The sequence below is a fragment of the Cytobacillus firmus DS1 genome (genome assembly GCF_000565285.1).
In the GTDB taxonomy this organism is placed as follows: domain Bacteria; phylum Bacillota; class Bacilli; order Bacillales; family Cytobacillaceae; genus Cytobacillus; species Cytobacillus firmus_A.
In genome coordinates, this window is record NZ_APVL01000005.1 from 113,431 (window position 1) to 137,105 (window position 23,675).

Below are 23,675 nucleotides of genomic sequence, written 5' to 3' on the forward strand. Positions count from 1 at the left end.
TAAAATTGTCTCAAGCAAAAGAAATCATAACTCGTCCATTCCATACATAGGATGAAATAAGCGAAGACATCCCGCTCCCTTTGCGGGTTGTTTTTATTTATTTAAAAATCGGGGAAGGCCGCAGACACTTAAAAGATACAGGAAACGCAGCAAACTGGAAAGGGAGATGACCATGAGCAGAAGATGGATCGCCGTGCTGATGACGGGATCATTGCTGACAGGGGCTGGCGGTACATATGCAGGCATGCAGTGGCTGGCAAAGGAAGCTCCGCAGGCAGTAGCTCCAAATCAATTAATAGATTCCAAGGAAAACGGAAAACAAATTGATCAAGAGAAGATTGAAAAAATGGAAACGGCCTATCAGCTGATTTTAAATAGCTATGTGGAAAAAGTAGAGGAAAAGCAGCTCGTGGAGGGAGCGATCCAGGGCATGCTTGCAACCCTCGAAGACCCATACTCTGTTTATATGGATGAAGAAACGGCAAAACAATTCAGTGATACATTGGAATCTTCTTTTGAAGGAATTGGGGCAGAAGTCAGCATGGTGGACGGAAAAATCATCATTGTTGCGCCTTTTAAGGACTCACCGGCGGAAAAAGCAGGGCTGAAGCCAAAAGATGAAATCATAAAAGTGGACGGGGAAAGTGTGAAGGGTCTCGATTTATATAAAGCGACCATGAAAATCCGCGGTGAAAAAGGAACAAAGGTAGAGCTTGAAATTGCGCGCCAGGGACTAAAGGAGCCTTTAAAGGTAGAAGTAAAAAGAGATGAAATTCCACAAGTTACGGTTTATGCAGAAGTCAAGAAGGAAAGAGGAAAAAAGGTCGGGTATCTGGAAATTACCTCCTTTTCCGAGGATACATCCAAAGAATTTGCGAAACAGCTGAGTGAAATGGAACAGGAAGGGATCGAAGGGCTTGTAGTGGATGTACGCGGAAATCCCGGCGGCCTCCTGACCTCTGTTCAGGAAATCCTAAAGGAATTGGTGACGGCTGACAAACCATATTTGCAGATTGAGAAGAGGAATGGGGAGAAGATGAGGTATTTCTCCACACTTGAAAAACCAAAAAACTATCCGATTGCCGTTCTTGTGGATAAAGGAAGCGCCTCTGCATCGGAGATTCTTGCCGGCGCATTAAAGGAAGCGCAGGGTTATGCCATTATTGGTGAAAACTCATTTGGAAAAGGAACTGTTCAGCAGCCTGTTCCAATGGGTGATGGCAGCAATATCAAACTTACTTTGTTTAAGTGGCTGACACCTGATGGCAACTGGATTCATAACAAGGGAATCAAGCCTACTCTTGAAGTGAAACAGCCGGGCATCTATCAAACTCATCCTTTGCAGGTGGAGAAGCCTTTGACAATCGATATGAATAATGAAATGGTGAAGAATGCCCAGGAGATTCTGGCGGGCCTTGGATATGCCCCGGGCCGGACAGATGGCTATTTCAATGATTCCACTGAATCAGCAGTGAAAGCATTTCAGCAGCAAAAAGAGCTTGAAGCTACCGGCCGGATAGACAAGAAAACCGCAGCAGCGCTCGAACAGGCTGCCATCGAAGAAATGAAAAAAGAGCAGAACGATTTGCAGCTGCAGACGGCTCTGAGATATATAGCCAAATAATATAGGTGACAGGCACCGCCCGAATTTTGTCGAATGAAGCAGGAGGAATTTTCCTTCTGCTATTTTTTATTTCAAGCGAGATTGTAATAGGTTTTGTAAGGTGGTTTTGGTAGAATATAGAGTAATAGAGTTTTCTGTTGTTTACATAATCCATGAGAATTATTAATAGAGGCTGGTGGCAAGTTTGATAGAGGAGTGGATTTTTGAGTTTTTTAAAGGAACGGGAAAGCTGCTGTTGAATCCGGTATTTTATTACCTGTTTTTTGTGGCAGCTTTTTTAGGTATTTACCGTGTAAAGCGTGAGCGAAAGGACTTTTCGGTCCGCGCTGAAAATGCCTATTTTGAGCTGAGGCAGCTTCTTCCGCTGGGGATTCTGGCTGGTCTTGCAGTGAGCGTGGTGATGGTTGGCGCGGGACTTGTCCTGCCATTGGAGACGATTGTGTTTACCGCTGCTCTTACATTCCTTTGGAGCTTTACAGCGAAAGTGAGATGGATGGCTCCTGTTTATACGCTGGGCTTTGCCTTTTTCGCCACTATGTTTGCTTTTGAACAGCAATGGCCATTGCCGTCATTCACCCGATCGGAAGCAGCTCTTGATTCTTCCATTTTCCCATCCATCGCTGTTCTCCTTGCCCTTCTTGTAATCACGGAAGGCTTCCTGATTATAAGAAACGGCCGGAAAGGTACATCTCCCAGACTCGTAAAGAGTAAACGGGGCCAAACTATAGGCATACACGAGTCCAAAAGAATCTGGATGGTGCCAGTGTTTCTATTGATTCCGGGTGAAGCCCTGCAGCTGCCGTTTGAGTGGTGGCCAATGCTGCCAATTGGAGGAGAAACATATTCGCTCATTCTTGTCCCGTTTTCGATCGGATTTCATCAGCGAATCCAAGGCACGCTTCCTAAAGAGGCAACAGCACTGCTTGGACAAAGAATCAGCGTGTTTGGCATACTTCTTTTGCTGATTTCCTCTGCAGGCTACTGGTATCCGCTTGCTGCTGTGGGAGCAGCTGCACTTGCGATCATCGGGCGTGAATTCATCTCGCTCCGTCAGAGAATGGCAGAGGATCAGGCGCCGTTTTACTTTTCCAAGCGCAATCAGGGAATCATGGTACTCGGAGTAGTTCCTGATTCACCAGCTCATAAAATGTCTCTTGGAGTGGGAGAGGTTGTTACAAAAGTCAATGGCGTAAAAATCCATGATGAGAAAGGTTTCTATGAAGCCCTGCAAAAGAACGGAGCTCACTGCAAGCTCGAGGTCTTTGATGTGAACGGGCAGGTTCGTTTCGTTCAGCGTGCCCTTTATGAAGGTGACCATCATGAACTGGGGCTGCTGTTTGTGCAGGATGATAAGAAGTGGGATAGTGAAGCAGTTTAGAAAGAAAATTTAAAGCTTTAAACCAGTACCTTATAGAGGGTGCTGGTTTTTCTCTATTATAAAAAACGCTGGCGGTAGAAAAGACAGGCATGATAAAATTTTCCTAAAAATAATTAAAAAATCTGCAAACAGGGGAAGAGTTAAATATGTCCAATAACGGCCCGTTACCATCAAAAAGAATGTTTGAGCAAGCTGTAATTGATTCGATGCTTCATCAAGTCGCGATAATTGATCCTCATGGTACTGTTCAGGCAACAAATCAGGCCTGGGACCGTTTTTGCATAGATAATAAGGGGAATCCAAACCGGTGCGGAATCGGGATGAATTATTTCCAGGTATCGCAGACTCAGACGATAGCTGGTATTCAAAAGGTGCTTACTGGGGCAGCAGACAGTTATACAGAGGAATATCCGTGCCATTCCCCGGAAGAAAAACGCTGGTTTATCCTGACAGCAACACCTTTAAAGACTGAAAATGAAACAGGCGAAATTGAAGGTGCCGTTATTACTCATTTGAACATTACAGAGCGAAAGCTGTTGGAACTGGAGCAGGAAAAGGAGCTGGAACTTGCAAAGTCTTTGCAGCAAAGCGTGCTGCACCCTCCTCTGCAAACCGGTGATTTGGAGATCGCCGGTTTGTATCTGCCGTCAAGACAGCTTTCCGGCGATATGTATGCCTGGTATCAGATCGATGAGCATCAATTTGGAGTGATTCTTCTGGATATAATGGGTCACGGGGTATCGTCCGGTCTTGTAAGCATGGGGATTCGCTCTCTGCTGCAGGGCATCATTACAAGAGCTGTGCAGCCAAGTGATGTGTATCAGGAGTTAAATAAACATTTCAAACACTTATTTGGAGTGGATGATGAATCAATAGTGCATTATTGTACAGGGATTTATGCATTAATTGACTTGAGGGAAAGATCGATACATTATTTTAATGCAGGCAATCCCAGTGGGTTGCTTCTTGGCGGTGAGGAGGCAGCGGCTCTTAACAAAAGAACCATTCCGATAGGGTTAAGGGAGGATCCACAGGTGAATTGTGGAACTGTAACATTTAAAGGCGGCCAGCAGCTTATTCTTTATACAGATGGACTGGCAGACTCCCTGAAGATGTCCCTAAATGAGTGTGAAAGCTTTCTAAAGACAGTATGGACAGAAAAGTTTAAGGAGTTGAATGAGAGGAGTTTAGCTGAAGATCTTCAAATGAAGTTTGATCAAGTGGATGATATCTCTATTGTGGCAATTCAATTCAAGTAGGGTTTGAATGTTCTGAAAATAATTGGTAAAGAACCTGCCACTTTTTATGGCGGGTTTTAAACTTTTTATGAACAATATCTCTCTGTACTCTTGTTCAAATCCTGAATGGCACGATCTAATAAACGAATATCATGGAGAATCTGCTTTTTAACTGCCGTATCTTTACAACGTTCAAAATCCTGCATCAATTGCTCCATTTCCTTTTTAAAAATATCAATTGTACTCATTTCAGTTCACCTCTGGGATCCTTTTCTAATTGTATGGTTATTTTTACCCTGAATTCAAAAGTGTAAACCTGATTTATAGTCATAAAGTCATTATTATTATATAGTTATTTGTACCTATTTAAAAATGAAAAGGATGGCAAGATCCTTATAGAAGGAACTTGCCAGTAAGAAGAAATATTATGCAAAAAGAATGGAAGGGGAAAGGAACCCTTTTTGTTCGATGCTCTCTGCCGGCATAGGCTTGCCAAAATAATATCCTTGTGCCATACGGCAGCCGGATTCCAGCAGGAATTGCACCTGGGCTTTATTCTCAACTCCTTCACAAATCACCTCAATCTCTAAATCCTTTGCAAGAGAAAGAATGGACGTGATGATTGCCTTGTCTTTTCTGCTGTTGGTGATTTCGAGATCTTGAATGAACAGGCGGTCGATTTTTATTTTATCAATTGGGAGTTCTCTAAAATAGCTGAGAGATGAATAACCGGATCCGAAGTCATCCAGGGACAGCTTGACGCCCCATTTTTTCATTTCAGCCATTTTCACAGCTGCAACAGTCAAGTCCTCCATAATTGCCTGTTCGGTTACCTCAAACTCAAGGCAGTGCGGAGGAAGGCCGCTGTCCCTGATGGCGGTCGAATAGGTATTTAAAAAGTCATCACTGCAAAAAGAAACAGGTGACATATTAACTGAAAAATGAACAGGTCCATATCCCTTTTTCAGCCATTCCCGATACTGTTTGCCGGTTTGGAGGATGATCCAGCAGGTCAGCTCATCCATTATGCCGATCCGTTCACATATCGGTATGAATTCTGATGGCGGGATTGCACCAAGTTCGGGATGATGATAACGCAGGAGAACTTCGAAGCCTGCTGTCATTCCAGTTGAAGTCTCAACCTGAGGCTGATAGACCAGCTGAAAGTGATACTTGTCAATGGCTTGTCTCAGCCCATCCTCCAGTTTAATAAGTCTTGAATAATTTCGCTCAATTTCGGATGAGAAAAAGTGATACGTGTTTCGTCCGGCTTCTTTTGATTTAAATAGAGCCTGATCGGCCTGTGAGATTAATTCTTTACTGTCTGCAGCCATTAAAGGGAATAAGCTGATCCCAATAGAAGAGGTAGTGGTAAATTCGTGTTCATGGATGCACCATGGTTTTTGAAGAGATTTTTGAAGTCTCTCTGCTATGAATGCCACCTCTTCCTTGGAGGTTATATCTGATAGAATGACGACAAATTCATCCCCGCCAACCCGTCCTACTATATCTGAAGAGCGCAGATTGCTTTGTATTCTTTTCACAAACAGCTTCAGCAATTCATCCCCGATATCATGTCCCATTGAATCGTTGACCCACTTAAATCGGTCGCAGTCCAGATAAAGGAGCGCAATCTGAGTATGGTCTTTTCTTGATGTTTCAACCGCGCTGTTCAGCAGTTCCTGGAAGTAGCGCCGGTTTGCAGCACCTGTTAATGAGTCGTAAAATGCATACTGTCTTAATCGTTTTTCGTGTTCTTTTCGTTCTGAAATATCCCGTGCCACAACGGTGTAATGCAGCAGATTTTGATCCTTATCCAGTACAGGCGAGCTATAGGCTTCTACGCAAATATATTCTCCATTTTTATTCATCTTCCGGTATTCCAGCTTTAAATGGTCGGGATTCCGGCAGCTTTGGGCAAATCCATTCCTGACTGTTTCCAGATCTTCGGGGTGAATGTTAATATCAAAAGGCTTGCCTTCCAGTTCTTCCGGATCGTATCCAAGAAGAGTTCTGTGGGAAGGGGATGCATATTGCACAATGCCGTCAGCGCTGATAATGCGGATCAGGTCTGTGGAATTCTCAGCAATCAGCCTGTATTTTGATTCCTGTTCAATTAAGTTCTGCTCCGCCTTCTTTCTTAGTGTTTCATCCCGTGTAATCGCTGCAAAAGCCACCACTTTCTGTTCGGAATCCCGTAAAGGGGACAATGTAACATTTACATCAATTAAAGAGCCGTCCTTTCGGATGTATTGAGCTTCCAGGCTGCTGAAGCTCATCCCTCTTCGCAGGGCCCTTTTTTGTTTATTCTCCTCATCCTTTAAATCCTCGGGAATAATCGGCAGCTGTTTCCCCAAAAGTTCTTCCTTCTTCCAGCCATACATCTTTTCAAAAGAACTGTTCATATACAGCACGTTGCTGTTTAAGTCGGTGATATTAACGGCATCTGTGGTGCTGTTTAAGAAAGACTCCAGCCTTTGATTTGTTTCATGAAGGGAGGCCTCTATTGCTGCCTGCTTTGTTTTATTATGGGCTATCATATAAACCCCAATGATTTTATTTTCTAACACAAGAGGAACCGCTTTAAGATGAAGTAGCAGTTCCCGGCCATCCTTTTGCAAGGAAGATACATCATATGTGGCAGCCCGGCCATTAATGGCTTCATGAAACTCTTTAAAGTGAAGGTCCTTGCTTTTGCTGTGAAGAATGATGGAAAATGGCCTCCCCAGCAGCTCAAACTTCCTGAATCCTGTAAGCGATTCCGCAGCAGGGTTTGCTTTGAGGATTCTTCCATAGGTGTCCAATGTAAAAATAGCGTCCGGGTTGTATTTGAATAAAGACTTGTATTTAGGACTTTTTATCCTTCCTCTTCGAAATGTCCACTTTATATAAATCAGTAATTCCAATACGGCAAAAACTAGAGATAATGCTAGAATTAGAAGCAGCGGCTGAATTCCGGGCAGGCTCATTTGGGATCCTCTCCTAACCGATAGTATTTTCTTCATTCTACTAATTACCCATCATTAAACAATATCTAAGTCTTGAAATGTCCTTCAGGGGGAATGAAGTGTCCCGAAAGGCTGTATTTTGGCGGTTTTCATGCGGATAGGTTCCTGGGAAAAACAATCAATCACTTTTACTGCCCTTTAAAATAATAGTAACCAATAATTTACAATTATCAGCTATTAAAAAATCCTGCCGTTTAGTGTAATATTATAGAAGCAAACGTTTACACTATCAAATGGTTATTAATACTACTTTTACAGGTGATCGAATATGTTATCTCTCTCTGGTGCACATGCTGACGCCTTTCTATTAGAAAGAATATCTGACGGATTAATCGGCCTCGGCAGTGATCATGGAATACTATATATGAATGAACAGGCAAAGAAACTATTAAATATTGCCGGCGAAGAAATGACCAGCGGGCATACGCTGGGTGATTTGCTGGATCAAGACAGTGCTCTATTTATGCAGAATAAAATCAGTAAAGCCTCTGTACAGCACGAGACTCTGCATTTTGAGATGGAAATGAAGCAGCCCTCCGTAAAATGGCTGAGTATTCATTTATATCCTGCGGATACTGGAACGACCATTCTATTGCGTGACAATACATCCAGGAAACTGGTGGAATCTTCTATTGAAAATCAAAATAAAAAATTAATGCTGTTAAGCGAAGCAGCCAACCACATCCTGTCCAAAAGGGAGCCGGGGGAACTGCTTGATGCTTTATTCCGTGAGCTGTCTGAATATCTGGATCTGGATGTGTATTTTAATTACATGATCAACGATTCAAAGGGATGTCTTGAGCTGATGAATTATCAGGGAATATCCAGGGAAGATGCTCAGGATATGCATTTTCTTGACTTAGGTGAAGCGGTTTGCGGAACTGTAGCCCGTGACAGGGAAAGAATTATCGCTGAGAATATTGATTTTTCCCCCGATCCAAAGGTAAGTTTTATTAAAGGGCAGGGAATAAAAGCCTATGCATGCCATCCGCTTATCTCCTATGGGAAATTGATTGGCACCCTTTCCTTTGGTTCACGCTCCAGAACCAATTTTACAGAGGATGAGCTTGATTTGCTGCAGACCCTGTGCAACCAGGTGGCCATTACACTGGATCGGACACTGCTCATTCTCGAATTAACGAAAAAAAAGGAAGAAGCGGAAAGAGCAAGCTCGGCTAAATCAGACTTTCTTTCCATGATGAGTCATGAACTGAGGACACCGCTCAATTCGATTATCGGCTTTGCACAAATTCTTAGTGATGATTGCGGCGAGCCGGTGTCATTCAGGCAGAGTGAGAAAGTCGGGAAGATTTTAAATTCCAGCAGGCATTTATTAAACCTTATTAATGATCTGCTCGATCTTGTAAAAATTGAAGCCGGAAAGCCGATATTAAATAAAGAGTCACTGCGGGTAGAAAGCTTTATCCATAATACGCTGAAAATGATTTTACCGCAGGCAAGAGCGAAAAATATCCGCATTTACGATCAAACGCAATCCTGTTCCCATATCCATGTCAAGGCGGATCCTACGCGTATAAACCAGATTCTGCTAAATCTCCTGGAAAATGCGGTTAAATATAGTGAGGCTGGCGGTAAAATAATCATTTCAGCTGACATTGAGGACAATAAGCTGAAAATTTCTGTCGCTGACAGCGGATTTGGGATTCCTGAAGACCTGCATGAACATATTTTTGAGCCTTTTTACCGGATTTTTAATCAGGAAAAGAATATAGAAGGAACAGGTATTGGCCTGACGCTGGTGAAACAGCTGATTATGCAGATGGGAGGAACTATCGGAATCAATAGTGAGCCGGGTTCCGGAAGCTGTTTCTGGTTTACCTTGCCAATCAGCAGAGAATCCATTCTCCCAATTGAGGAGTACACCATCACAGAAAGCCAGTTAATCGATTTATGCAGCCTAAGCGGCAAAGTCTTATATATTGATGATAACCGCAATGATTTAGCGCTGCTGGAAACCATTTTTGAAAAACAGGAGAACGTTCGTTTAATTTCTTCAGCCGATGGAAAGGAAGGAGTGGGAATAGCAGCCGACCGCTTCCCGGACCTTATTCTTCTGGATATTCACATGCCTGATTTCCACGGGCTGAAGGTTGTGGAAAAACTGAAAAATGATGCTGTTACCTGCGATATTCCCATCATCGCCATTAGCGCTGATTCCAGCCGCGAGACAATTAACAGGGCACGGGAATGCGGGGTATCTGACTACCTGACAAAGCCGATTGACATTAAATTGCTGCTGAAAAAAATCGGAGAGTATCTCTAGAAAGCGGGAGTGAAATGGAGCCTATCCGAATTGTTCTTGTGGATGATAACGAAGATGCAATTGAAATTATTCAATTTTTTATTCGAAATAAAGAAGGCTTTGAAATTGCCGGTATTTGCCGAAATGGAGAAGAATTGATTGATGAAATCATTGTGAAGAAGCCGGACCTTATCCTGGCAGATATTAATATGCCAAAGAAAAATGGCCTTGAGGCGGTTAAGGAATGTCTTTCCTTTTACCCCAATCTTAAGTTTATTTTTATTACCGGTTATGACGAATTCGCCATTTCAGCTTTCCGTATGGCAGCGGTTGATTATATTGTTAAGCCTGTTGAAAAAGAACGATTATACAAGGCTTTAGAGAAGGCAGTCAATATAATCCAATATGAGCAGGGTGGCCGGGAGGCCGATGTGATCAGAAAGCCCATTAAAAACCTTGTGCTCCGTGATCAGCAGTGTATTCGCTATATTCCTCTCGAAGAAATCTATTTCATTGAGAAATCAGGAAAGAAGTGTTTTGTTTTTACAGCTGAAGAGGTTTATGAAACAGCTGAAAACATCAGTAAAATTTATGAGAAACTGGATGACTCTTTCTATTCGGCCCATCGTTCTTATATTATCAATTTAAAAAAGGTTTCGCATATCATTCCGCATCACGAAACCTATATTGCTTATTTTCATCACTTTGATAAGCATGCCAGCATTTCGAAGCTTAAAATTAATGAAGTGCGGGATAAAATTGCCTCTTTATAAAATGATAGTTTTTACACCATAAAGGCGGCCGCCGATCATGTTTTGGCCGGCCTTTTTCTCATTTTCCCGGCAAAAGCACCTGTATTCCCGGCATGATGAAGAAATAGCCCGCCGAACTTGATATAAACCCCTATAGGATCAATTAATATTTTTACTTTCTTCACTCATTAATAAATTTAATAGAGCATCTAACTCCTGGCTGCATTGGACAGTTTCACTGGAAGTCATGCCGTATGTGGCAGCTAACTCAATCATTTTTTTTCGGCTGTTTTCAATCATAAGCATTAAATGTGTCATTTGTCGGATCTCTCCTTTTAGTCTAATATAATCAATAAGTCCAATTGCCTATAATTATTATTTCCTACATAATAACAAAATATTACATATTTTAAACAGCTGCATAGCGATATGGAAGAATACTAGTCTGATATGCCTTTTGGAGGCTTTAATGTGCAGAAAATGATGTCTGTAATGCAGAAGTATTACTACATTAAAGGAGATTAGAACATGATTGTTACAGCTTCTTATTTTGAAGGAATTGTTATATTATCTCTCTTGGTAGCCCTGCTTTCCGCGTATACCTCTATTATGATTATGACGAGAGTCCGTTCAGCTGCCGGCATCAGAAGACTTCTGGGCCTGATTTTGGGTTCCATCATATCAGGGGTTGGAATCTGGACGATGCATTTCATCGGGATGCTCGGGTATGATCCTCACACGCCACTGACATTTGATATTAAAATAACGGGATATTCTCTTTTGCTCGCTGTTTGCATCAGCTTTCTTGCATTTTATTTAATGTCAGTGTCAGAGAGTAATAAGCTGCTTCTGTACGCCGGCGCAGTTTACCTTGCTTTATCCATTGTGGCGACGCATTTTTTTGCTATGAATGCCCTGAAGATGGAGCATGAAGTTTCCTATAATCCATATAGGATTGTCCTGTCCATCTTGGTAGCCATAATTGGCTCATTTTTCACTGTTCTTCAATACCGTAAATCCCGTTACAGCAAGCATCCCATCCATAAGGCATCTGGTGTGTTCTTCTATGCTGCAGCTATTGCCGGGATGCATTATACTGCAGTATCTGGTATGACTCTTCATGGGGAAGTCCGGGAAAATCATCCCCACTCTGTGATAGTCCAATCATTTCCCGGTGACCTTTCCTCAGTTCATCTGGCCTTATGGATTGGTTTAATGACAGTCGTTCTCATTTTTATCATTCTTCTGGTTGTTTTGCTGGATCGTAACTATGCAGAGAAACGTCATAAATTATCTGAAGGCCATTATAAATCTCTTGTAGAGAATAGCCCTCATTTTGTTTTTACCTTGAATCTCAAAGGAGAAATCACTTATGTGAATCCAAGCGGCAGACGAATGATGAATATTCAGGGTGATGAACTCAATGGGCACTCGTTTGCCTCCATTGTTGAAGAAAAAGATAGACAAAGAATCACGTCTATTATCGAAAACTTCGGTTCTGACGTCCCTTATGATCTGGATGTGGAAATAATTCTTTCTGTACAATCATCCATTCCGGTTTCCCTTTCGATTGTACCTATTACAGCAGAACGGCGGATCCTGGGGTATTTTACTGTCGGGAAGGATATATCCGAGCTTGTGGCATACAAAGAAAGAGTTAAAAAAATACAGAAAGAACTTATTAATACAGTTGAAAAACAGGAAGGCATGATTTTTAAATTTATCAAGCATGGTGACAGATTCATTCATACTTTATGCGACGGTAAGCTTCTGAGAAAGCTTGGATTTAGTCCTCATGATATCGTCGGAAAAACACTGTTTGACTTTTATCCGGAGGATGTTGCAATTGAAAAGAACCTAGCCTACGAAAAAGCATGGAATGGAGAAGTTACCCAATATGATGTAGAGGTGAATGGGGTACACTATCTGGCAAGCTTAACGCCGATATACAAAGATGGAAAAGTCATTGAGGTGATCGGATCTGCTGCTGATATCTCGGACAGGAAAAGGCTTGAGCAAATCCAAAAGCGGAATGAGCAGTGGTATCGGAATATATTAAGTGTAATGACCGAAGGAATACTGCTATATGACGAAAAGGATAAGATCACCGTGTTGAATAACAATGTGTACGAATTCTTCGACATGGATAAAGAAACACTCCATAAGCAGACATTACCAATCAATAATATCCATTTTATCGATGAGGATGGCATCCCGCTTAATATGGAAACGTATCCGGTTGCACATACGTTAAGAACCGGAGAAGCCATCTGCCAGCAGACCCTCGGGATCAAAAAAGGTAATACAACAACCTGGGTTTCCGCTTCCACAAAGAAGATTGAACCGCTTGAAAAAGGCGATACTGTCAAAGTCCTGCTTACGATGTCAGATATCACGCTGCAAAAGGAACAGGAATTTAAGCTGCGGGAATCCAATGCGCTCAGAAAAACCATTTTTAACAGCATGCCTACAGGGATCTTAGTGGTGGATAAAAGTCGTAAAATTGTGCTTGCCAATGAATATTTCAGAGAAATGTTTAAGATCAGGGAACCGATTTCGGATTTGCCGGGCATGAGAGCGGAGCAATTCCATCTTGCTTTATTTCCGGATCCAAAAGGTGCAGATCAGCGGATATTAGAGATCATTTCCCTGAGAGTGCCTGTAGAAGAGGAACTGGAAACCGTTGATGGAAGAATACTCAGAAGAAAGTATGTCCCTTTCTATATGGATGAGGAGTTAAAAGGACACCTATGGACATTTGAAGATATTACGGAAAGAAGAAAGATGATCCAAGAGACCGTTCTGGCGAAGGAGGAAGCGATTAAAGCAAAAGAAGAAGCGATTAGGGCCAATCATGCAAAATCAACCTTCCTATCCCATATGAGTCACGAGCTGCGGACACCTCTGAATGGAATTCTTGGCTTCTCTCAGCTGCTGGAGATTCAGTCCCAGCTCGGGGAGCAGGAGCAGATATATGTGAAAGAGATTTTGAAGGGCGGCCGCCATTTATTGGACCTGATTAACGAAGTTCTTGATTTATCAAGAATTGAGACAGGCAGGCTGACAGTCTCCTTTAGACCTGTAAATGTGAAGGATGTCCTTGAAGAATGTGTGAATCTGGTGAGTCCGACAGCAAAGAAAGGGAATATTTCAATAGATTTGAAGCTGAATGAATGCGCCGATAAGCACATCCATGTCGATGAGATAAGATTCAGGCAAATTATCTTGAATCTGCTTGATAATGGTATGAAATACAATCATGATGGCGGGAACATCACTATTACAAGCGAATGTCAAAAAGGTTACCTGACTATACATGTGATAGATAATGGAGTGGGAATACCGGAAGAAAAACTGAGCCGGATATTTGAGCCGTTTTTTAGAATTCCTCATGCCAATACGGAAGGGGCAGGTATCGGGCTGGCGCTTGTTAAGCAATTGATCACTCTTATGGGAGGAGAAGCAGGGGTTAGCAGCGTACTGGGGAAAGGCAGTGATTTCTGGGTGAGTGTTCCGTACTCAGGCACTGCTGCCTCACTTGACAACGCAGAGGCCGAAAATGATTTACGGGCAGTGGCGCCATACTTGGAAAAGGTGATTTTGTATATCGAGGATAATCCATCTAACATAGAATTAATGCAGCAGATAATAAAGCCAATTCCAAAAATAAAGCTGCTTGTAGCAAAAACGGGGACCGATGGAATTCAAATGGCTCTAAAGCATGAAGTTGATTTGATTCTGCTCGATATTCAGCTTCCGGACCTCGATGGATTTGAAGTCCTGAAAAGCCTGAAATTGAAGGGGATCACCAGGCATATTCCGGTTGCAGCGGTAAGTGCCAACGCGATGCAGAACGATATCGATAAAGCTCTTGATGCCGGATTCGACGAGTATATCACTAAGCCGATTGATATTCCTGATCTCCTTAAAACCATTATGAATTATATATAAAACGCAGCAGATTCATAGAACCATTCCCGGCTGGGGTTCTATGAGTCTGTTTTTTTTATGCATCGACTAAATTTTCAGTCATATTGGCAGATGTCGCAAAATGTCCTGTAAATGTCTTATTCTGTCTGTTCTGGAACCTGATATGTCCCCATAGGCACCTGTCATGCTATTTGCGGATTGGACAGTATCTAGGACAAAAGTTACATTTATATTAATAGATTTACAGAAAAAGGAGGACGAGGGAATGGCAATACAGGCAGCGAAATTGGATGCGATTGAACATATCTATCAGCCGATGTGGAATTTGAATAATTGGAGTATATTCGGATACGAAGCTCTGCTGAGATTTACGGAGCAATCTGCCGGCCGTGATATCGAATCTGCCTTCTATTTAGCCAGAAGGGAGAACCGCCTATATGAATTGGATTCCATGGCCATCGAAAGTGCCATCAGCAATTTCCCCCTGGCCTCCCTTACCCATGAACTCCTGTTTATTAATATTTTCCCATCCACTCTGCTGGATTACCGATTTCCCGGCTTCATTAGGACAATTATGAACAGTTACTCTGTTGTGCCTGACAAGATCGTATTTGAATTAAATGAAACACAGGATGAAAGCCACGCGTGGGAAATTCCGGAATTAAAAGAGAGGCTGGCCCTTTTAAAAGACTATGGGTTTCATATAGCCCTCGATGATGTTGGAAAGGGTGCAGCAACTCTGCAGAAAATTATTGAATTTGAACCGAATTATATTAAACTTGACCGATATTTTTCGGAAGGCTTATCAAAGTCGAAGGAGAAACAGGAGCTGATTTCCCTTTTCATTTCTTATTCAAAACACAAGATGGGTCTTATTCTTGAAGGAATTGAAAAGGATACCGATTTAGCTCAGGCAAAGCTTATTAATGTGCCTGTTGTTCAGGGCTATCTGCTTGGAAAACCGCAGAAGATTACACCTGACAATTTGTTCGGAAAGTTCCGGGAATCACTGAACCCCATGCGCTATCAATCTGTTTAAACTAATTTATGGCAGGAGGTGGAAGGTCATGAGCGACTTCCAGGAATACAACTTAATAAAAGGAAGCGGCAATGATCTCTTTCACTATCCAGCCAAACAGCAAGGCTATCCTGATAGTTTTAATGGTGTAACAACTGACAGAATGGAAGGCAGGGAATGGATGATCTGCCGGGGCGAAGTGTACCGTGCCACAAAGTCAAAGCTGCTTCTCATTCATAGGCAGGAACTGGAACTTTATACGGAAGGTTCACTATTATACAGTTCAGGGTTAAATACAACCGGAGATATTCCAAAAGCACGAGGGGAAATTAAAAAAATTTTGGATGGTCTGCATTTAGAATCGGCCCGGACTATGCATTGGATTCTGGTCATTTCAGAATTGGCCACAAATGTAATCATGCACGCAGACAAAGGAAAAATTAAACTGTACGACTCGGGTGATTGCTTTACGTGCTGTGTAGAGGACGAAGGACCAGGATTTAATTTAAATGATTTAAAAGATAAAACACTCGCTGCGGGCTATTCCACGAAAGCATCTCTGGGAATGGGCTTTACGATTATTTTAAAGCTGGCTGATCAGGTGATGCTTTGCAATACTGAGGAAGGTTCAGCGATTATCGTGAAATTTTATAAAAGCAAGGGTGTTGCTGTCTATTAAAATCGAAAAGAGTTCAAACGGGACTCTTCGCTTGAAAGTAATAGATTATATCTGGGAGAGGCAGATGCAATATGAGTCAATCCGTACTTTCTAAAGGACGAGATGTAATAGAAGCAATTGAAATGGGTCTTAAGCTGCTGAGAACAGACAGGGATCAAGTTTCGATTGAAGTAATCCAGCAGGAAACAAAAGGATTCTTAAAGCTGGGAATGAAACCTGCTATTGTAAAAATCACAAAAATGAAGCAAACCTCCCATATAGAAGAGAAGAATCAGGAAGAACTTATTCATGAGAGTCTGGAGGCGGCTATTAAGCAGTTAGAGCCGGAGAAGACCGTTCCTGATAAGACTATTGGCGAAATCCTGCCTATTCCGCCAGAGAAAGAGGCCAAAGATCCGCTTGAAGGAAAGGTTTGGATCAAAGACGGAGTGATTTCCGGAAAGCCATCTGTATTACAGTATCCGACCATTACACCCGGAAAAGGTGTGGAAGTTTACAAAAATGGCGAACTGCTGACCGAAACAGCTCTTGTTACAGGAGCCGACCACTTTGAAATCAAAACAGCAGAGGAAATCACAAAAACAACCTGGAATATTACAATGGATAGCCAAAAGCTTCATGTGACTTTACAGGTTCAGCCGGGCATGAGAAAATATTACCAAATTATTGATAAAGAACCTGATGTTCATCTAGTCGCAGAAGCTAAAGAAATAACAGAAGTGCGTAATGAACTGGAATATAAAATGGTACTTGAAGCAATGGAAGTTCTGAAGATTGTCCATGGCTTCAATCATACAGAAATTATGAACGCCATTAATACAGAAGAGCCCGGGAATTTCACCATTGCATCCGGCATTAAGCCAAAGGACGGGAAGAACGGAAGGCTAGAATTGATTGTTGACCCAAATAAAAAAGCCGGTCCTCAAAAGCGGGCGGATGGAACAATTGACTATCGGGAAAATCATGTCATCCCAACCGTTAATAAAGGGCAGGTGATTGCCATTATCCATCCTCCCGAGCCGGGAGTGCCGGGCTATAATGTCTCCAATGAGCCTATACCGCCGGAACAAACGTATCCATTAATAGTCCAGACCGGAAAAGGGACTGCCCTCATTGAAGATGGACAAAAGGTAGTGGCGACGGAAACAGGACGGCCCATGGTCGAGCGAAAAGGGCTGATTGCCAGAATTTCGATTGTTCCGAAGCTGGTACATTTTTCAGATGTCAACATATCCTCCGGCAATATAAGGTTTAAAGGGGATGTGGATATTTTAGGAAGTGTGGAAGAAAGCATGGTTGTGGAAGCCGATGGCCATATCAACATTTTCCATAACGCCAATAAAGCAACCATCTCTTCAAAGAGCTCCATCATCCTTCAGAGAAATTCAATTGGAAGTACTATTTCTGCCGGAAAACACAATGTTTTTGTTTCTGAGATGGTTCATCAATTAATATTAATCCATGATCAGTTTACCAGGCTGATCTCATCCATTAATCATTTAATGACATTGCCCGCATTTAAAATGACAGACTTTCAGAGCAAAGGATTGCTTCCCATCATCAAGCTATTGCTTGAACAAAAGTTCCGTTCCATCCTTACGCCATTAAAACAATTTTTAGAGATTGGCAGACAGGGTAAGCATGTGCTGGATCTTGAGTGGATGACGATGGCAGAGCAGCTGAGGCTATGCCTTATGTCCAGCATTGCAAATGAATATCATTCTATGAATCGTCTGGAGGAATTAGCAGACCGGATGATCGAATTGATTGATAGACATCAAAACTTAAAAGAGGATGAATGCATGGTTTCCCTCATGTATGCCATTAACAGCACAATCTATTCCGGCGGGAATGTGTCGGTTCTTGGGCAGGGATGCTATAATTCGAAGATTCATGCAGGCGGGGCTATAAAAATAGCAGGCGTTCTGCGCGGCGGGGAGGTTTATGCCCGCAAAGGTGCTTCCATCAGAGAAACGGGATCTGATGGGGGGGCAGTAACCAAAATTATTGTACCGGCCAATCAAAAGATATCAATCGATCATGTAAAAGAGGGAACGGTTATTCAAATCGGGAAAGTGAAGCATAGTTTCCAGAGTGAGTATAAACATATTGCCGCTCGGCTGGATGAAACAGGACGATTGATCTTCTAAATTGGGACAAGGAGAATTAATATGTTTTCATACCAAATAGAATCTAGTGATCATCAAGCATCCATCATGCTTTATGGAGACTTGGATATTGAAGTGTCAGAAATCGTTGAGAAAGAAATTAAACCGATTCTAACCAAATTTGAGCGTGTCACTATTCATCTGGGGGAGGTTCCCTTTGTCGATTCAACGGGAATCGGTGTCTTGATTAATCTCATTGACACACTGAGAAAAAATAATGAACATTCACAAATTACGATCATAGAAGTACAGCCCCTGGTTCAGGAAGTTTTTGATATGATCCAATTAAGGGAAATACTAGGAGAAGAAGTGCTCATTTAATGGTATGATAGTGAAAGATGAACCGTACTGATCTTTTAACTGCCAGGTGCTTCATTTCTTAAGCAAATGAAGCACCTGGCAGCAGTTCGGATAACTGTCTGGCGCAATCCCGGCTTTCCGCGCAGGGAAGGTGGCGGCTTGCGCTTTATTAAGTGAGGGTTGAGCATGGAAAAACTTAAAATCGTCATTGCCGATGATGATGCATCTTCCCGTCTTCTTTTGCACCATACGATTCGTCTGTTTAATGAATATGAAGTTGCAGGAGAAGCAGGGAACGGGGAAAAATTTTATCAGCTGGTACTGGAATTAAAACCTGATATTGTTTTAGTGGATATTAATATGCCCGGCTTAAGCGGTCTGGAGGCTGTAAAACTCTGCAGGGAGGCCATCCCCTCTTTACAGGTGGTGTTTACAACCGGGTATGAAGAGTTTGCTGTAGAAGCCTTTAATATTTCGGCTGCAGACTATATTGTCAAGCCTATTGAGAGGACGAGGCTTTTCGTAGCCCTGGATAAGGCAAAAAAAGCCCTGCAATTGGAAAGGTCCCTGTCAGCAAGGAACAGACAGCAGCATAAGCTTTCAATTAAATCGAATAATACATATTTATACTTAACCATTGAAGACCTTCTATATATTGAGAAGGAAGGGCGAAAAACCATCTTGCATACTAAAAATGACCGGTATGAAACATCAGAATCACTGCAGGACCTTGAAGAAAAACTTCCGGATTATTTTTATAAAACACATCGCTCCTTTTTGGTTAACTTAACGAGAATCAATAAAATAGAGCCTTCAGGGGAAACATTTCTGGCTCACTTCTCCAACTCCCAGAAAACAGCACATATTTCTAAACTGAAGATAAATGAAGTGCAGGAGATTATAGAATCCAGAGGACTTATCAAATAAGCCCTCTGGATTCTATAAAATTATTTGAAATATTTCCAAAATTTTAAAGGGATAACGATAAGGAGTGGAGAAATTATATTTCTGAGAAAAATAGGAAGGAAATAATTCGGAGGAGAAATAGTGAACATGGCGAATCGTTATATGGAGTTAATTTATGTTTATCAGTCGATGCTTAAAAGAGAACTGACAATCGATGAAATCCAATTTATTAAATGGATTGTGGCGAAAGAATTTGACCATCAAGGAATATTGGCAGCTGATCAGACTTCTGACCATTCCTTACAAGATGCTCCTTTATTATGCGAAACTATCTAATCCCTCTTTGTCACTGCTGCATTCTTCTTTTTTCCTCAACTCTTTGTGCATAACCTAGATGATTCCAACTCAAAACAGATATCTCTTACATAAATAAGGAAGCCCTGCTTATTCAAGCAGGGTTTTTCTATGTAAATGGTATCGTTAAGTATCTCACAACTCTTAAAATATAGTAAAATAGAACTAAGCTTCCATGCAATTATTCTATTTGAAAGGAAGTGTGCTAATGAAGAAGCGAGCTGCACAATCGGATATCGTGTTAAGAGAGTTGCGAAGAGCGAAGGAGGAGAGTGCTGCCGGTACTGCACCTGCCTTGAATATGCAAAAGCCGGCACTTCCTCTGAATCTGCTGAAAATCTGGAAGGGAAGGCTGCTTATTCTTGCTATTATGGGCCTTATTTTGGCAGGTTATTTATTTGTGTCTCAATATAATAGCAATGCCAAAAAGGAAAGCATTCTATTTGTCGATCAAGTGAGGGATTTGGCCATGCTTGCATCTGCAGAAGCTCATGTAAAAGTGGTCATTGAGCATGAGGACAATAAGCTTTTTGGCAAGGAGATCAGCTTGAATGTCCCTGGCACTAAACGGGAGCTGCTGATGATTGTGCCAGCCACAGTCATTGCCGGAGTGAAACTGGATAGCATGTCCCGTGAAAATATAAAGGTCAATGAAGAAGAGAAAAAGCTGGAAATCATTCTTCCTCGTGCAGACCTCCTGCAGGAGCCGGCCATCCAATTAGATCAGGTGGTGGCTATCTCAGATGAGGGGCTTCTGCGGGGAGAACCGCAGTGGGATGATGGGTTTGCTTATGCAGCTGAAGCACAGGAAAAAATAAAAGAAGAGGCCATCCAAATGAACCTCCTGGAAAGAGCAGAAAAAAATGCAGAGAAAATCCTGAAAGAATATTTCAGTACACTTGGATACAGTACGAAAATTGTATTTAAATAAGAGGTACTCAGGCATAAACTTTTGCAGCTGTTAAGTCAGTAATCTAAAAAAAATCAGCGCTTCACCAGGCGCTGATTTTCTTCAATCAAACAGATGTTTCTCTTGCACATTTTTTTATGTCAGTGATTAATTTCTCCTGCATGTTTTCGTCAATGGAGAAGTGAATGCCATAGAAATAGTTTTCGCCATGGTTGTCCTTCCAGACTATTTCTCCATGTACTTTATATTCAATTTCAATCAGAAGAAAACGGATGGAAACTTTAGACGGTTTTTGCTGAGAAAAAGGGATGTCCAATGAAGTGCATAGTTTTAGTCCGTTCGGGCTGACATCAACCAGCTTGGCTGTACCTTCAGAAGTTTCTACAGCATTTCCATTTATTTCATCAATCGTGAAAAAGGCAAGTATAGGTTTGCCGAATGAAAAACGGAAGCTTTCCTCTCTTTTAAAGCGCATAATCCAAAATCCTCTCCTATTTAAGCATTCTTCAGTTTCTTTTTGCGGAGCATTTCGTTAAATTCCTCTTTCTTGAGCGGTTTGCTGTAATAATAGCCCTGCACAAGCCTGCAGCCTTGTTTCTGCAGAAATAACAGCTGCTTCTGCGTCTCTACACCTTCGCATAAAACTTCAGCTCCCAGCCGCTTGGTTAAAAGGAAGATGCCTTCAAATATTGCTCTTTCTCTTTCGCCATTCGGCAAACCAATCATAAAGGATCTGTCAATTTTAATTTTATGGATAGGGAGCTCTTTCATATATTTCAAGGAAGAATAGCCTGTCCCAAAGTCATCAAGGGAGACCCTGATGCCCAATTCCTGTAGTTCTTCCAAAATGAATGAAATGCTTTCCATATCATGGAGAAGCGTATCCTCGGTCAGCTCAAATTCAATCATGTGCGGATCTGTGCCGAATTCCCTCAAAATATCTCTTGCAATATTCAGGAAGCTTTTTTTCTCAAGGGTGGCAGGTGAAATATTGATGGCAAGCGGAACGGAATAGCCTTGTGCTTCCCAGTCTTTCTGCTGTTTGAAAGCCGCGCGCATAACCCAATAAGTGACCTCATCAATAATGCCAATCTTCTCGCAGAGCGGAATGAACTCCACCGGAGAAATGGAGCCTAATACTGGATGAGTGAACCGCAGCAGCACTTCTGCGCCCGCCATTTTATTTTCGGCAATATTAACCTGCGGCTGATAGACCAGATGGAAATAATCGCTGTCAATCGCTTTCTTTAATTCATCCTCCAGCTGGATGGTCCTTTCAATCTCGGAGGCCAGCTCGCTGGTATAAAAATGATATTGATTCCGTCCTTTTTCTTTGGACTGGTATAATGCCTGGTCGGCTTTTGTTATTAATTGCTCCATGGTTCCGCCGTCATTCGGGTAGATGGAAATCCCAATGGAGGAGGTGGTAGTAAATTCCCTTCCTTTTATGATCCATGGCTTCTGCAGAGACTTGATCAGTCTGTTTGCAATTCTTCCAACATCCTGCCCGGTATCAAAGCGATCGAGAATAATCGCAAATTCATCTCCGCCAAGCCTTGCGATTGTATCTGACTGACGGATACAGGATTCTGCTCTCCTGACAAATTTCTTCAGAAGCTCATCGCCGGTATCATGTCCGAATGTATCATTCACCCATTTAAAACGGTCGCAGTCCAGCAGTAAAAGAGCAAAGTGGTGGTTATTGCGGCCAGCTGAGCGAATAGAATGGGATAACCGGTCGTAAAAAAGCCTGCGGTTGGGGATTCCGGTCAATATATCGTAAAAGGCCATTTGTTTAAGTTCTTCCTCGTATCCCTTTTGAGCGGAAATATCGCGTGATGATGAAATGAAATGCTGAAATACCCCTTCTTCATTGAAAACAGGGACTGTTTTGGTCTGAACCCAAACGGTGCTTCCATCCTTTTTCTTCATTCGAAACTCAATGCTATCCTTTTTCTTTTCCTCAATCCCATTCTTAAATCGGCGATGGAATATGTGTAAATCTTCAGAAGCAATGAAATGGGAAAGCTCCTTTCCCAGCATTTCTGCCGGATTGAAGCCAAGCATATTGGCATGAGAAGGAGATGCATAGATAATGATCTTTTCTTCGTTTACGAGACGGATTAAATCAGTAGAATATTCTGTAATCAGCCTGTATTTTTCTTCTTTTTCAGTAAGCGATTTTTTTATCCGTTTTTGTTCGCTGATGTCACGAGTAATTGCGGCAATGCCATAAATCTCATTATTGGTATTAAGAAGTGGGAACAAATTAACACAGATATCTATTAGTGTGCCGTCTTTTCGCTGAAAAACCGCTTCATAGTCGTTAATATATTCTCCTTTTAATAGACGTTCTCTCATTCTTTCACTTTCCTCCAGTGTATTTTGAGGAATGATAGGGAGGAGCTCGCCTATGATTTCTTCCTTTTTCCACCCGAACATCTTTTCAAAAGCAGGATTGACATATTTGACTGTTCTGTCAATATTGACAATGTCAATTGCATCGTGGGAACTGTTAAATAAAGCTTCTAATTGTTCAACTGTTTCATATAACTCATTTTGCATGTTTATTTTAGCGGTAATATCCTTAACCAGAACATAGACTCCCTCCACACGATTTTCGATCATAAAGGGGACCGTCCGGATCTGAAGTGATATTTCATGTCTGTTCTTATGAAGAAAGCGGATGGGGAATTCCTGATTCTGCCCCTTTAATGTTTTGCTGAAATGCATTTTCACCTGGTTTAAATCCTTAGTGCGGATATAATCTGTTAATTTCATATTCTTTAATTCTTCAATCGTGTAACCTGTAATGGTTGAGAAAGCATTATTTGCTTTAAGCAGCTCAGCAGCTCTATTAATGAGCAGAATGCCGTCCAGGTTCTGTTCAAATAGTGAGCCATACGTCGTTTGCTTCATGGAAGAAACTCTGCTCTTTCGGTTAAACGCCATGCAGAATCCAAGTAAAGCAAAAACAAGTGCAGTAAGCAGAATTTCAATTCGATAAGTTAAAAGGAAATCCAAAGGAATTCTCCTTTCAAAATTTGGCAGATTTTTTCTTATCATAGAATGTATAGTTCGAAAGTTCAATAACATTGTCGTGAAATGTCAAAAAAACTGGGTGAAAAGTCCTGATTATCTATTAAA

General features: G+C 41.8%; 18 protein-coding genes. 13 read left to right on the forward strand and 5 right to left on the reverse strand.

All coding sequences use genetic code 11. The features are described 5' to 3' along the window. Positions 1-172 precede the first annotated feature (172 nt). From PBF_RS08255 to PBF_RS24900, 3 genes are all read left to right on the forward strand, one after another. Positions 173-1,624 carry a S41 family peptidase gene (locus PBF_RS08255; RefSeq protein ID WP_035329225.1) on the forward strand — a complete coding sequence of 484 codons (1,452 nt, stop codon included), beginning with the start codon at positions 173-175 and terminating at the stop codon, positions 1,622-1,624. Positions 1,625-1,808: 184 nt separating this feature from the next. After that, entirely contained in the window at positions 1,809-3,002 is a 1,194-nt protein-coding gene (locus PBF_RS08260; protein ID WP_035329227.1) for a PDZ domain-containing protein, read from the forward strand. Between the two features lie 146 nt (positions 3,003-3,148). Beyond that, positions 3,149-4,261, forward strand: coding sequence for a SpoIIE family protein phosphatase (locus PBF_RS24900; protein WP_051488835.1), 1,113 nt, complete (start codon positions 3,149-3,151; stop codon positions 4,259-4,261). A 65-nt stretch (positions 4,262-4,326) separates the two neighbouring features. Here PBF_RS24900 and PBF_RS26100 read toward each other — a convergent pair whose 3' ends face one another. Next, on the reverse strand, positions 4,327-4,488 hold the full coding sequence (locus PBF_RS26100) for a hypothetical protein (protein WP_160169249.1): 162 nt from the start codon (positions 4,486-4,488) through the stop codon (positions 4,327-4,329). 177 nt (positions 4,489-4,665) lie between these two features. Continuing rightward, the gene (locus PBF_RS08270) at positions 4,666-7,209 is read right to left on the reverse strand and encodes a sensor domain-containing protein (protein WP_035329228.1); all 2,544 of its coding nucleotides are present in this window, start codon (positions 7,207-7,209) and stop codon (positions 4,666-4,668) included. Positions 7,210-7,516: 307 nt separating this feature from the next. Between PBF_RS08270 and PBF_RS24905 the strand changes: the two genes are divergently transcribed. Both PBF_RS24905 and PBF_RS08280 read left to right on the forward strand, forming a co-directional pair. Further along, positions 7,517-9,532, forward strand: a complete 2,016-nt coding sequence (locus PBF_RS24905; RefSeq protein WP_051488836.1) for an ATP-binding protein — start codon at positions 7,517-7,519, stop codon at positions 9,530-9,532. A gap of 14 nt (positions 9,533-9,546) precedes the next feature. Then, the gene (locus PBF_RS08280; protein WP_035329230.1) at positions 9,547-10,284 is read left to right on the forward strand and encodes a LytR/AlgR family response regulator transcription factor; all 738 of its coding nucleotides are present in this window, start codon (positions 9,547-9,549) and stop codon (positions 10,282-10,284) included. Positions 10,285-10,422: 138 nt separating this feature from the next. On the opposite strand, the gene PBF_RS25365 is transcribed toward PBF_RS08280, so the two are convergent. After that, the gene (locus tag PBF_RS25365; RefSeq protein WP_081757246.1) at positions 10,423-10,581 is read right to left on the reverse strand and encodes an aspartyl-phosphate phosphatase Spo0E family protein; all 159 of its coding nucleotides are present in this window, start codon (positions 10,579-10,581) and stop codon (positions 10,423-10,425) included. A gap of 210 nt (positions 10,582-10,791) precedes the next feature. On the opposite strand from PBF_RS25365, the gene PBF_RS24910 reads away from it, so the two are divergent. The 8 genes from PBF_RS24910 (at position 10,792) to PBF_RS08320 (ending at position 20,549) form a co-directional block, all read left to right on the forward strand. Beyond that, complete coding sequence (locus tag PBF_RS24910) at positions 10,792-14,214, forward strand: PAS domain S-box protein (protein WP_051488837.1); 3,423 nt, start codon at positions 10,792-10,794, stop codon at positions 14,212-14,214. A gap of 244 nt (positions 14,215-14,458) precedes the next feature. Next, positions 14,459-15,232 (forward strand): EAL domain-containing protein, encoded by a 774-nt coding sequence (locus PBF_RS08290; RefSeq protein ID WP_064503406.1) that lies wholly within the window; start codon positions 14,459-14,461, stop codon positions 15,230-15,232. A 28-nt stretch (positions 15,233-15,260) separates the two neighbouring features. Further along, on the forward strand, positions 15,261-15,890 hold the full coding sequence (locus PBF_RS08295) for an ATP-binding protein (protein ID WP_035329232.1): 630 nt from the start codon (positions 15,261-15,263) through the stop codon (positions 15,888-15,890). A 71-nt stretch (positions 15,891-15,961) separates the two neighbouring features. Further along, positions 15,962-18,040 (forward strand): flagellar assembly protein A, encoded by a 2,079-nt coding sequence (locus PBF_RS08300; protein ID WP_035329234.1) that lies wholly within the window; start codon positions 15,962-15,964, stop codon positions 18,038-18,040. A 21-nt stretch (positions 18,041-18,061) separates the two neighbouring features. Then, positions 18,062-18,379 (forward strand): STAS domain-containing protein, encoded by a 318-nt coding sequence (locus PBF_RS08305; RefSeq protein ID WP_035329235.1) that lies wholly within the window; start codon positions 18,062-18,064, stop codon positions 18,377-18,379. Between the two features lie 165 nt (positions 18,380-18,544). Next, on the forward strand, positions 18,545-19,285 hold the full coding sequence (locus PBF_RS08310; RefSeq protein ID WP_035329236.1) for a LytR/AlgR family response regulator transcription factor: 741 nt from the start codon (positions 18,545-18,547) through the stop codon (positions 19,283-19,285). A gap of 126 nt (positions 19,286-19,411) precedes the next feature. Further along, positions 19,412-19,600 (forward strand): hypothetical protein, encoded by a 189-nt coding sequence (locus PBF_RS08315; RefSeq protein ID WP_035329238.1) that lies wholly within the window; start codon positions 19,412-19,414, stop codon positions 19,598-19,600. A 226-nt stretch (positions 19,601-19,826) separates the two neighbouring features. Continuing rightward, positions 19,827-20,549 carry a DUF4230 domain-containing protein gene (locus PBF_RS08320; protein WP_035329239.1) on the forward strand — a complete coding sequence of 241 codons (723 nt, stop codon included), beginning with the start codon at positions 19,827-19,829 and terminating at the stop codon, positions 20,547-20,549. 85 nt (positions 20,550-20,634) lie between these two features. Here PBF_RS08320 and PBF_RS08325 read toward each other — a convergent pair whose 3' ends face one another. Continuing rightward, positions 20,635-21,003 carry a PilZ domain-containing protein gene (locus PBF_RS08325; RefSeq protein WP_035329241.1) on the reverse strand — a complete coding sequence of 123 codons (369 nt, stop codon included), beginning with the start codon at positions 21,001-21,003 and terminating at the stop codon, positions 20,635-20,637. Between the two features lie 20 nt (positions 21,004-21,023). Further along, positions 21,024-23,552, reverse strand: coding sequence for an EAL domain-containing protein (locus tag PBF_RS08330; RefSeq protein WP_035329243.1), 2,529 nt, complete (start codon positions 23,550-23,552; stop codon positions 21,024-21,026). Between the last annotated feature and the right edge of the window lie 123 nt (positions 23,553-23,675).